The organism is Ectobacillus ponti, assembly GCF_024294785.1.
GTDB lineage: Bacteria > Bacillota > Bacilli > Bacillales > Bacillaceae_G > Ectobacillus > Ectobacillus ponti.
Map to the genome: position 1 here is coordinate 241,971 of NZ_JANCLT010000002.1, position 12,026 is coordinate 253,996.

Annotated in this window: 11 protein-coding genes; all 11 read right to left on the bottom strand. The window is 39.7% G+C overall.

What is annotated here, in order from left to right; translation table 11 throughout:
* Nucleotides 1-16: 16 nt before the first annotated feature.
* The 11 genes from wzy to NK662_RS04745 all read right to left on the bottom strand — a co-directional run bounded on the left by wzy (nt 17) and on the right by NK662_RS04745 (nt 11,676).
* Nucleotides 17-1,561: an O-antigen polysaccharide polymerase Wzy gene (gene wzy / locus NK662_RS04695; protein WP_254757750.1), complete on the bottom strand. Its 1,545-nt coding sequence runs from the start codon at nt 1,559-1,561 to the stop codon at nt 17-19.
* Nucleotides 1,545-2,639, bottom strand: coding sequence for a glycosyltransferase (locus NK662_RS04700; protein WP_254757751.1), 1,095 nt, complete (start codon nt 2,637-2,639; stop codon nt 1,545-1,547). The genes wzy and NK662_RS04700 overlap by 17 nt, the downstream gene beginning before the upstream one ends.
* Before the next feature lie 160 nt (nt 2,640-2,799).
* A complete protein-coding gene (locus NK662_RS04705) occupies nt 2,800-3,600 on the bottom strand; it encodes a glycosyltransferase family 2 protein (protein ID WP_254757752.1) in 801 nt (266 codons plus the stop codon).
* A gap of 25 nt (nt 3,601-3,625) precedes the next feature.
* Nucleotides 3,626-4,729, bottom strand: a complete 1,104-nt coding sequence (locus NK662_RS04710; RefSeq protein WP_254757753.1) for a glycosyltransferase family 4 protein — start codon at nt 4,727-4,729, stop codon at nt 3,626-3,628.
* 30 nt (nt 4,730-4,759) lie between these two features.
* On the bottom strand, nt 4,760-5,380 hold the full coding sequence (locus NK662_RS04715; protein ID WP_254757754.1) for an acetyltransferase: 621 nt from the start codon (nt 5,378-5,380) through the stop codon (nt 4,760-4,762).
* Nucleotides 5,377-6,021, bottom strand: coding sequence for a sugar transferase (locus NK662_RS04720; RefSeq protein ID WP_254757755.1), 645 nt, complete (start codon nt 6,019-6,021; stop codon nt 5,377-5,379). Before NK662_RS04720 ends, NK662_RS04715 begins: the two co-directional genes overlap by 4 nt.
* Nucleotides 6,022-6,026: 5 nt before the next feature.
* A complete protein-coding gene (locus NK662_RS04725) occupies nt 6,027-7,136 on the bottom strand; it encodes a DegT/DnrJ/EryC1/StrS family aminotransferase (RefSeq protein ID WP_254757756.1) in 1,110 nt (369 codons plus the stop codon).
* A 119-nt stretch (nt 7,137-7,255) separates the two neighbouring features.
* Nucleotides 7,256-9,067 (bottom strand): polysaccharide biosynthesis protein, encoded by a 1,812-nt coding sequence (locus NK662_RS04730; RefSeq protein WP_254757757.1) that lies wholly within the window; start codon nt 9,065-9,067, stop codon nt 7,256-7,258.
* Nucleotides 9,068-9,462: 395 nt separating this feature from the next.
* Nucleotides 9,463-10,233, bottom strand: coding sequence for a tyrosine-protein phosphatase (locus tag NK662_RS04735; RefSeq protein WP_254757758.1), 771 nt, complete (start codon nt 10,231-10,233; stop codon nt 9,463-9,465).
* Nucleotides 10,234-10,247: 14 nt separating this feature from the next.
* Nucleotides 10,248-10,949, bottom strand: coding sequence for a CpsD/CapB family tyrosine-protein kinase (locus NK662_RS04740; RefSeq protein WP_279663613.1), 702 nt, complete (start codon nt 10,947-10,949; stop codon nt 10,248-10,250).
* A complete protein-coding gene (locus tag NK662_RS04745; RefSeq protein ID WP_254757759.1) occupies nt 10,939-11,676 on the bottom strand; it encodes a YveK family protein in 738 nt (245 codons plus the stop codon). Before NK662_RS04745 ends, NK662_RS04740 begins: the two co-directional genes overlap by 11 nt.
* Between the last annotated feature and the right edge of the window lie 350 nt (nt 11,677-12,026).

Sequence of the window (12,026 nt, forward strand, 5' to 3'; positions counted from 1 at the left end):
CCATTTAGAATTTAAATTACAATTGTTTGTCTTTGGTTAAAATGCTAGAATTATAGGCTAATTTATATTTTTTAGTAAAGTTAACTAGAAAGAATCGTACTAACAGGACTAGTACAATATAAAGTAATACACCGTAAAACCAATCCTTTAGTAGCAAGTGAAAAAATCCTCTAGTTACAGGTAGGAATGTATGTAATGTACTCACAGCAAATATAAAATGAAGTGGATTTTTCCTGTAATCTGCCTTTCCATTAAGATACATCATTGATGTCATTAAATAGCCTATAACCATCATCACCATTGGCGCAAAAAATGGCCCTACGTTTAATACAGCCTCAGCAACAATAGAAAAGCCTGCTCCCCAAGATATATTTAAATATTTCTGTGAAAACCAACTACTTACTAATGAAAATGGAAGGTCCAAAATATAAATGATTTTATTAGTGACCATCCCCAAAATACCCAATAGATATGTATTTGTATATGGCCAAACATCCCACCCATACATTAGTAGCATTAATAGGACACGCATGGATCCTCCCATCTCAAAAATAGTTAATACAATAGGTGAGTTCTCAAAAGAGAAAGATTTTAAGAAATCATCCATTGTAATATTGGATAAGCCTAATTTTCTTAGCGAGACGATAGCTCCGATTATATAAAATCCTATAAACGATAACACAGTATACTTCAACATGGCTCTAAAGTTTAATGGTTTATAGCATACGTGGCTTAGCCAAACTAATAGGACAATCTTGTATACCCAACTTCCTCTATCCCCAGCGAGTAGATTAAGTAAAAGATAAAATCCAAATGTAAAATAGACAAATAACCTAATTTTTTTGTTGTATTCACTACCTATTAATAACCCAATAAGGCTAGAGAAAAAGAGCATGTTCCCTATAGTAGAGATACCTATTCCTTTGTCAGCAAACTCTGAATAGTATAAAGCATTATAGCCATACTGTGTTGCGATTTTAAATGAACTTACCGCATCATATAATTTAATTGGTATAGAAAAAATACCTATTATGACACTGGTATTAAATATAGCCTTTAAAGTTAATGTGTTTCTCACCTTATGTCCTTCAGCTTCTAATGCCTTATCTCTTACTCTTCTAGGCTTATAACAGAATAATGATCCCAGATGAAACATTAAGATACACATGCATGTAACTATCTGACCGCTGATTATATTACCTTTAGAAGGGGTGTTGTATCCTGGATATACAGGTTCCATTCCAATCTCCGATGGTATATGAACCCCAAGTGCCCACATTATGCACTGTCCATAGTTGAACAAGAAATAAAAAAAAATAAATATGGTATACAATGAGAATATAGTTCCCGTAAGTTTATACCAACTTCTAAAAATATATATGGCTATAAAAATACCTATCCAACTCATTAGAAATACCATATCGGAAAGGCCTTTTGAACTATTGACTGGGAATATTAATACATAGAGTAAATAGGCTATTGCATTTATAAATAATGCGCTAATACTAATCGCCATATTCTTTTTTCTTAGTTGATAAGAGCCTTTATTTAAGTCTTCCATGGCTTTCCTCACAAACACTTGTTATATATTCATTCCAGCTACTTACTACTACTTCAGGGAGTAACTTTTTCCGTATTCCCCGTGCCTCCTTGGACAGACTTATGGCAAAATTTCGGTCAGAAATCACCATTTTCATTGCTTGATACAGTTTTTCAGTATCACCCACCGGAATTAACATTCCGTTTTCTTCACTTTTAATAAACATTCTTGCTCCACCTATAGGGGAATCTGTTGAGATAACAGGCATTCCAATTGCTAGTGCTTCAAGCATAGAATTCGATATCCCTTCATAGTTTGAAGATATAACAAATAAGTTTGATTTAGCCATTTCTTGATGAATATCTTTTGAGAATCCAGGGAGTAAAATATCATCCTTTAACCCTAGTTTGTTAATGTAAGACAGCAATTGCCCTCGTAGTGGTCCGATACCGTAAATTTTTAATTTATACTCTGGAAACTCTTGTTTTAACTTGGCAAATGCATCTATCATCATTGGAAGGTTCTTTTGTTTTGCAAGCCTGCAGGCCGAAATTATGACCTCTTCTGATTTCTCTATATCCCATTCCGGAAGGTCAGAAACTATTGGATTAGGTATGACTGTACTTTTATCCTGAATTCTTTTTGGAAAGTAATCTCTTGCATCCGGTGTCTGAAAGACAAAGCCATCGCAAAGTTTATACAAAACATCACGCAATGTTCTAATATATTTATTTTCAGGGTTCTGATAAGGATCATTTCTTTCTGATATTATTAACTTAGTCTTTAGAAATAAACATGATAGAATTGTATATATATTTACAATGGCGACAAACGAGATTACCAAGTCTGGTTTGCTGCTTTTAATAAAATTACGTACTTCGGATATAATGCCCAAAGTTCTAAACAGCTTATTCTTCGACTTGTGGACAACCGGCTTTATATTAATACTTTGGTCATCCAAATAATCATTTTTATCTCCATATATTGTAACTATATCTACTTTGTATCCAATTTTAGTTAATTGCTTTGATAACACTGATATAACCCTTTCGGCCCCACCATCACTTAATACCCCTATAACAAAAACTACTTTCTTCATAAAGGTTCACTCCGATGCTATTCTTAAAATTTAATTTTATTGTTGTTAAAGGAAGGTCCATTAAGAGGTACTCACCTATAGAATTGATAACGGTACATAAAAGTGGTTATACCTGTAGGTCCTATAACTATTTATAGATGAATTTAATCTTAAAGTTTTTTCAGCTACTCCTGAATTTCTTCTTATGATATTTACCCATAAACGACTTAGGTATTAGACCAGCTATAATATGTTTGTATGCATAAATATCATAAAAAAGTGGAAATTCCAACTTGAGCCTCCACAGTTTTCTTATCCTGTATGAATCTACACGATACTTAAAACGACGTCTTTTGTAAGCATCCTTGTCTTCCCTATAATAGAGTACAAACTCTCCTATATTCATACCAATATAACCTCTTGCATAAATCTTACACCAGAGATCAAAGTCCTGTCCGCGAACTGTATAAGGTGCGACCGTATAATAATCTACTTCTTTTAAAACATCCTTCCTTATCATAGTGGTAGGATGTGCAATAGGTTGATACTTATAGACATTTTCCTTAGTCAGCGGAGTCTTACTTAGCCTGCTCCCCCATACTCCATTCTCATCTATTAGATGTACACCCCCACATACAAAAGCAATGTTGGGGTTATTGTCTAAAAAACTTATTTGCTCCTGAAATCTATTAGGGAAGGAAATATCATCTGCATCCATTCTAGCGATATAGTCTCCTCGAGCCACTTCTATACATCTGTTGAGTGAAGCTGCTAGACCCATGTTTTTTTCATTTCTAATAAGAGTTATCCTGCTATCTGTTTTCATGTACTCTTCTACTATAATGACTGATCTATCATTAGAGGCATCGTCACATATAATGAATTCAAATTCTGAATAGGTTTGATTTAGGATGGATTCTATAGCTTCTGCTAGGTACCTTTCCCCATTATAAACACTCATTGCCACACTAACCTTAGGCATTATATCCCCCTCCCATCTAGGCCATTTATGCACCATATATCTGTTTAAGCTGTCTAAGAACATTAGACAAACTAAATCCTTTTACAGCTTCCATATTTGTGTTACCAAACCTTTTACATAATTCAGGGTTCAGTGAGAGCTCTTTGATACCTTGGGCAAATGCATCTATATCTGTTGGATTACAAGTATAGCCTGTTATACCTTGAAGGGAATAATCAACAATCCCATGTACATCTGATGTAATAATAGGGAGTCCCGAAGCCATCGCCTCTAATGCTGCCATACCTAATCCTTCCCTCATTGAAGGGAAGCAAAAGATATTGGACATTTTGCAGATTTCAATTACATCCCCTCGATAACCTAAAAGCTTTACTTGGTCTTCTATTCCTAATTCCTTAGATAAGTTTACTAAATATTCCATTAAAGGTCCAACACCGCACACTAAATACCTAACTTTAGGGTTTCCCAATTTTGCAATAGCTCTAATAACCGTCTCATGATTTTTATTTTTATTGAGTTCGCCAATGGAAATTATAACGAATGCATCATGTGGTATTCCCAACTCTTTGCGTTTACTTAACCAATTAATATGGGTATTGTTAATTCTCTCTGTGTTTAAACCAACTCCAGGGATATATTCAACTCTTCCTGCATTAAATGATTTTTTAGCCCTCTCAGCATCCTCTTTATTAATAGTAATTAAAACATCCGTATATTTTGCTAGACACTTTTCAATAGGATAATATATTAACCAATTCTTAAGAGGCGCCCCTTTGAAGAAATGAAATCCATGTGCTGTGTATATTACCTTAACACTCTTTAATGCTCTACAGGCCATCCGTACACAAGCAGAGGCAATAGGTGTGTGTGTATGAACTATGTCATATGTGCCATCTTTTATAACCTTCTTCAGCTTTCTATACGCTGAATAGTTTTTTCTATTTAAAGGAGACCTTTGAAACTCCAACTCATGCACTTTACATCCAAGTTGCAAGAGATCTGGATTGACATCTTGTTTAATATTAAATGCCACATCTACCTGATGCCCTTGTTCAACTAACATTCTTATGTGAGGAACTAGGAATGTGTTAGCTGTATTTGATATTGTGGTGACGTATAATATTTTCAACTTACATGCCCCAACCTTTATAATTTTTTATTAGCTAATCTTTCTAGCCGGAACTCCTATGTATGTTCCAGGTATATTTATATCCTTTACTACCACTGCACCCGCACCAATTTTACAGTTGTTGATTATTTTTATATTATTGCTTACTACGCTACCAATACCTATCCAAGAGTTATTTCCTATCTTAACCGTTCCAGCTAGATTAACTCCAGAAGACACATGAACATAATCCCCAATTACTCCATCATGACCTACTGTAGAACCGGTATTAATAATACAGCCCTCTCCAATAGTTGTGCAGCAATTAATAATTGTGCCGGCCATTACCACCGTTCCAGCACCAATATTGACTTGCTCACCGATTATTGCACTTGAGTGAATTAGAGTAGGAATATGAGCACCATGCATTTGAGCACTTTTTTGAAGTTCTTCTCTTATACTGCTACTACCAATACCTACGAAAATGTCATAATCCTCAACATACTTATGGATGTTAGAGATTTTTCCTATGACATTAATACCCACAAATCCCTTTAGTTTTTCACTATCATCCAAAAAACTGATAGTTTTCCATCTTTCCATACTTAATGCAATATTTGCAACTACTCTTCCATGCCCTCCAGCACCTATAATCAGAAGCTTTTCCTTCATGAACTAACACTTCCTTTTCTAGTTCCTTGAAACCGCTCCATGGTAACTATGTTATTTGAATTAATCCCTTCTCGAATGAGCACTTTCTTGATAGTTAAGAAAATAATTTTACAGTCACCTAGGAAGCTGACATGATCTACATATTGAACGTCAAACTTAAATTTCTCTTCCCAACTAATTGCATTCCTGCCATTAACCTGAGCTAGTCCTGATAATCCAGGTCTTACTTTATGACGGAGTTTTTGCTGTTCATCATATAAGGATAGATATTCAACTAGCAGCGGCCTTGGCCCTACTATGGACATATCACCCTTTAAAATATTAAAAAGTTCAGGTAACTCATCGAGAGAGGTGGACCGAAGTAATTTCCCAAACTGAGTTAAACGTACATCATTTGGAAGGAGGTTACCCTCAGCATCTCTTTCATCAGTCATCGTTCTGAACTTGTACATTTTAAAAATCTTCTCATTTCGCCCCGGTCGTTCTTGTTTAAAAAGTATTGGACTCCCTAACTTTCCCCTCACTAATAAAGCAACAATTAGAAACGTAGGGCTTAACAAAATAATTGCTATTAATGCTAAGATAAAATCCATAGGCCTTTTCACAAATCTCTTATAAAAACCACCTGTAGCACCACTCATTATCATCACCACAACTTCTTTATAGTTTCTACCACTCTGTGCAGGTCTTCATCTGTCATCTTCGTATCAGATGGCAGGCAGACTCCATTTTCAAACAGTATTTCTGCTACGCCAGAACCAACAAAGTCATACTCTTTAAAGAACGGCTGTAAATGCATTGGTTTCCATACAGACCGGGATTCGATGTTCTCTTTCTCTAATGCATCCATCAGGTCAATTGGTTTTACCTTTCCTGTGAGTACAATAGAGCTGAGCCAGTAATTTGGCTGATCCCACTCGTTCTCCGGCATGAATTGAACTCCCTCTAAAGAGCCTAGTTCTTTTTTGTAGAACCCATAGATATATTTTTTCTTTTCTACTCGTTGGTCCAGCACCTTCAGCTGTCCTCGGCCAATACCGGCCACTACATTGCTCATTCGATAATTGAATCCTAATTCGCTGTGCTGGTAGTGCCTTGCTGTGTCTCTGGATTGAGTAGCCCAAAATCTTGCTTTGGCAACTCTCTCCTCATTGTTGGAAACCAGCATTCCGCCGCCTGATGTGGTAATAATTTTATTTCCATTAAAAGAGAAGATGCCGTAGTCACCAAAAGTTCCTGTATGCTTTCCCTTATAATAGGTTCCTAAGCTTTCAGCCGCATCCTCAATTACTGGAACATTATATCTGTTGCAGATTTCCATAATTTCATCCATATTCGCTGACAGCCCATACAGATGAACTACAATGACAGCCTTCACATTCGGATACTTCTTGAAAGCTCCCTCCAACGCCTTAGGACACATATTCCAGGTTTCCTCATCACTATCAATGAAGACAGGGACAGCATTTTGATAAATAATTGGGTTTGCTGTGGCCGCAAATGTAAGTGTTGGACAGAATACAATATCCCCCTTACCTACTCCAGCTGCCCTTAATGCCAAGTGAATGGCTGCTGTACCAGAGGAAAGCGCTGCAGCTGCCTCGGCACCAACTTTAGTAGCCAGCTCTTTCTCAAACTGATTTACATTCTCACCAAGAGGTGCAATCCAGTTTGTTTCAAAAGCTTCCTTTACATATTGCAGTTCATAGCCCTCATCACTCATATGCGGTGATGAGAGGAAGATTCTATTACTCATTTCTGAAAACCCCTTTTCTTTAACAAGTCATTCTTCAGATGAGATATTGTCGGCAATCTAACAACTTGAGGAATACCAAGTTCCCATTCTCTCTTGAATGAATGCATACGTGGAATGCTTTACACTTGGGCACGATTATGGCTAGAATGGGCCAATTCCATTAAACGCTCTCTGATTTGCAGCCCTGTAAGCCCCTCAAACGAAGTAATAAAGTCCATAATTACCTCTATGTTAATGCCTCTTGCTTTTCCAATATGTATCTTAGGGAATACTTGTTCCGGATGAACTTCTTCTTCACCAAGCAGTTCCTCAAATAGCTTCTCACCAGGACGTATACCAGAAAATTCAATTCCGATATCCTCTACCTTATGTCCAGAAAGAGTAATGAGGTTCTTAGCCAAGTCCACAATCTTAACAGGTTCACCCATATCCAGCACAAAGACCTCTCCACCCTTAGCAAGTGATCCCGCTTGAATTACAAGTCTTGATGCCTCAGGAATTGTCATAAAGTAACGAATCATGTCGGGGTGCGTAACGGTAACAGGACCGCCTTTACGGATTTGCTTTTTGAACAACGGAATAACACTGCCGCGGCTTCCCAACACGTTTCCAAAACGAACAGCAACGAATCTTGTTTCGCTGATCTCATCCATGTACTGTACAATCATTTCAGCAACCCTTTTTGTTGCACCCATCACACTGGTTGGATTTACTGCCTTATCAGTAGATACCATGACAAATGTATTGACCCTAAATGTATCAGCAGCTTCTGCCACGTTTTTCGTTCCAATTACATTGTTCTTTACGGCTTCTTCCGGATTACGCTCCATTAATGGAACATGTTTATGGGCGGCTGCATGATAGACCATATACGGTCTATGCTTTTCCATGATTTGAAAAATTTTATGGCGATCCTGAATGTCGGCAATTTCTGTTGTAATTTCAACACGATCCCGGTATAAGTTCAGAAGCTCCATTTCAATTTTGTAAATACTGTTCTCTCCATGCCCCAACAAAACCATTTTAGCTGGGCTGTATTTCATAATCTGCCGGCAAATTTCTGATCCAATGGATCCCCCAGCTCCGGTTACAAGAATGGTTTTACCTGTAAGGTTCTCGCCTATCCCGACATCATCCAATTGCACGGGTTCCCGGCCGAGTAAATCCTCCACCTGGACATCCCGGAATTCATTTACTGATACCTTGCCTTCCAGAATATCCTCCAGCATAGGGACAATCTGTGTTTTTGCCTTAGTTTTTGTGCACTGTTCAAAAATCTTAGTTACTTGTTTGCGGTTCAATGAAGGAATCGCAATAATAACATTTTGAATTTCATACTTCTCTACAATGCTTTCAATAGCGTCTGTCTTCCCCACTATTGGAATGTTCAGGATTTCCAATCGTTGTTTTCTTTCATTATCATCTACGAATGCAACAGGATAGAATTCGGAATCCTGATTTTTTAGAAGCTGCCGCGCAACCATAGTTCCGGCAGAACCGGCACCGACAATCAGTGTACGCTTCTTGCTTTTATCCTTTACTATGTAGGTATCACGGAAAACTCGCCAGACAAAACGGGATCCGCCAATCAGCAGAAGATGCAGCATCCAAGCAATAGCGAGAATTCTTACGTACATATCCCCTGATGTAACCTCTTGGGCAAGAGCCACGACAGCAATTGAAAAAGTGACAGCCTTCGAAATGTTCAGGAGTTCTGGCACACTGGCATATTCCCATGCCTTCTTGTAAAGCTTAAAGTATTGTGCAAAAAGGTGATGGCTGACCAGCAGCGCGATTGAGCTAATAATGAGTCCTCTTGGAAATTTCATCACCAAGTCTGCATGTAAAAACCAGTAACTGAGAAATACGGACGTTAACACAATCAATGAATCTACTAACACTAGAAATGCCATCCGTTTCTTATACGTCACTTGTCTCTCCCCCTTTTCCCTAAAATGAGATAAACCTTAATTACATAATTTATTTAAACGAATTTCATAGATGTAAATTTATCCTTATACTTGATCTACCAATAAGCAGCCTCACTAGCTTTATGCTCCAGCGATCACATCCTAAATTTATATTATTTTTTAAATATAAAATTAGGCATATTAAATACACTAAAAACCTTAACTGTACGCAAGGCTGCTGCCTTGCGTACAATTAAACTCTTTAGAGAATAAAAATGGGCATCTAACCCATCCTCACATCACGCCATCGACGACCGGCGTCTAAGGCAATGCTTCACCCACAGCGTGACCGAGTGCCTCCATTGATACGGATAAGGAGACATCATCCTGTTCTTTCAAAAGAACAACAATTCGTTTTAGAAGAGACCACCAAGGATTTTCTTAATCCGAATATGCTTAGGATCTTCCTTATGAATATAGCCTCCGCTTACTACTGCAGCTGCGGATTCTCGAAGCAGGTATGTATGCTGTTGGCCAAGCTCCTGCTCTAATTCCCCCATCCCTTCTTTCATCTTGAATGAACGAGTAGATACATTATGGGCATCGGAAGCTATAAAATGAATCAAGTGATGCTTAACCAATTGCATGGAGAACTTCTTAATTTTTTTGCCGAAGCCTCCTGACAAGCTTGCGGCTGTCACCTGTGCCAATGCACCCTTCTGCACCAGGTTGTATAAGATATCCGGGTTGCCTATGATTTCAGCATTGCGTTCCGGGTGGGCAATAATGGGGGTAACACCCTCACATTGCAGGTCATAGAAGAGCGCTTCCACATAACGCGGTACATGATTTGATGGAAATTCCACCAGTAAATACTCCCCGGTGTCATTCAGCGTCAGGACCTTGCCGGCCTGCAAATCCTGCAGGAGTTCTCCGTAGATGCGGACCTCCTGCCCCGGCAGCACCCGCAGGGCAATGTCCTGCCTGCCCAGCTCCTCATTCAGCCGGCGCACACTCTCCATCACAACTGCCTTCTCATTCTCATACTTGCTTGTTCCGTGATGAGGGGTTGCGATGATTGTATGAATGCCTGCCTGCACGGCTGCCTGTGCCATTTCAATGGCTTCTTCCATTGTCTGCGCTCCGTCATCCAGCCCTGGCAGGATGTGTGCATGAATATCAATCATCACAAGTCTCCTCCTCATTTACCGTAATAGTAGTAATAATCCTGGCCCTTCTGCTCCTGGTCATTGAGGATGCCGCCCAGCAGCCTTGCGCTTGTGCTCTGCAGCAGGGCTGTTGCCTTTTGTGCCGACTCGCGGTCCGTCTGTCCGCTGCGGACAACCAGAATGCTGCCGTCGCAGATGTTTGCCAGCACCTGTGCATCTGTTACAGCCAATGCCGGCGGGGTATCAAAGATAATCAGGTCGAATTTCTCCTGCAATTCCTGCAGGATGTCCTTCATTTTCGGTGAACCGAGCATTTCAGCCGGATTCGGTGGGACCGGTCCGGATGGCAGGAAGGACAGGTTGTCCGCAGCTGTTTTTCGGATGCAGGCCTGCAGCGTCTTCTGCCCTGCCAGTACGCTTGTTAATCCCTGCAGATTTTTTTCTTTTAAAACAGTATGCAATGCCGGTTTCCGCAGGTCGGCATCCACCAGCAGGACGCGTTGGCCTTGCTGGGCAAATACTACTGCCAAATTGGCGGTGGTGGTTGTTTTTCCTTCTGCCGGATTGGCGGATGTTACCACTACAGAACGAAGTGAAGCCCCTACCGCTGCAAATTGGATATTCGTCCGGATGTTGCGGTATTGCTCTGTCACCGGAGATTTCGGGGCTGTTTGCGCAATCAGCTGCCGCTCGCCCTGTACAGCTTTTCGTTTGAAGATAGACTTAAGAGCCAACTGCTTTTCCTCCTACCTGTACTGCAGCGGGTGCAGCTTTCTCTTTGGTTTCTGTCATTTGGGCAACAGCGCCGAGAAGGGGAATGCCAAGGACTGTTTCCAGCTCCTGCTCCTTCTTAATGGAATTATCCATATACTCAATTAAGAACGATAAACCGATGGAGCTCATGAGTCCGACCACCATGGCGATGGCGACATTCAGCAGCGGGCGCGGCTTAACCGGGCTCAGCTCGGCAGCCGGCTCTGCCTTTGCCAGAATGGTCACGTTATCAATTTTCATAATGCTGCTGATTTGTGTTTGGAATACTTCCGCAAGCTTGTTGGCAATTTGCTCTGCCAGCTTCGGGCTTGTATTCATTACGTTCACTGTCAGGATCTGTGATTCTTGTTCGCTTGCGACCGACACGTTCTTTGCCAGTTGCGTTCCCTTCATGTTCAACTCCAAGCCCTTGGCGACCTCATCCAGAATGACAGGGCTTGTCAGTACGCCCTTATATGTATTAATGAGCTGCAGGCTCAACCGCACGTCATCACTTTTCACCAGAGCCGTGTCTGATGCTTGCTTTGGATTCACAAGAATTTGTGTAGAAGCTTGATAGACCGGGGTCATGAAGTAGAAGCTTATGATAGCACTTGCGATCGCAGCAATTCCCGTGATGCCGACAATCATCAGCCAGCGCTTGCGCAGCACCTGGAACAGTTCCTTTAGACTAATCGTCTCTTCCATAGTTTCCTCCATATATCTGTTTTTTCTTTTTAATGAAATCATTTGTTCTTTTAAGGGAATATACATACATAATAATACGCACAACCATACTCTTTTACAATACCAAATTGTAACAAACATAGACAGACTCTACCTGAATCCGCTTTCTTTTTCAGTCATGTTATTACACAATTCGACATGTTTTGCATAATAGTTGTATAGTTCATTCATAATTTCTTATATATAGAAAGCTGTTTTGAGACTTGGAGGAGGAAGTTTTGAAAATAGAGGTGTTCTAATAGAGGCTGATGCGGAATCATGTAGAAGTTTGTCGATGTAAAATTTTTACTTCATTCTTCGATAATCACTAT

Bases quoted from the DNA above. Each gene is read 5' to 3' on its own strand.
- wzy (WP_254757750.1), bottom strand. From the start codon at position 1,561: ATGGAAGACTTAAATAAAGGCTCTTATCAACTAAGAAAAAAGAATATG.
- NK662_RS04700 (WP_254757751.1), bottom strand. From the start codon at position 2,639: ATGAAGAAAGTAGTTTTTGTTATAGGGGTATTAAGTGATGGTGGGGCC.
- NK662_RS04705 (WP_254757752.1), bottom strand. From the start codon at position 3,600: ATGCCTAAGGTTAGTGTGGCAATGAGTGTTTATAATGGGGAAAGGTAC.
- NK662_RS04745 (WP_254757759.1), bottom strand. From the start codon at position 11,676: ATGGAAGAGACGATTAGTCTAAAGGAACTGTTCCAGGTGCTGCGCAAG.
- NK662_RS04720 (WP_254757755.1), bottom strand. From the start codon at position 6,021: ATGAGTGGTGCTACAGGTGGTTTTTATAAGAGATTTGTGAAAAGGCCT.
- NK662_RS04735 (WP_254757758.1), bottom strand. From the start codon at position 10,233: ATGATTGATATTCATGCACACATCCTGCCAGGGCTGGATGACGGAGCG.
- NK662_RS04715 (WP_254757754.1), bottom strand. From the start codon at position 5,380: ATGAAGGAAAAGCTTCTGATTATAGGTGCTGGAGGGCATGGAAGAGTA.
- NK662_RS04725 (WP_254757756.1), bottom strand. From the start codon at position 7,136: ATGAGTAATAGAATCTTCCTCTCATCACCGCATATGAGTGATGAGGGC.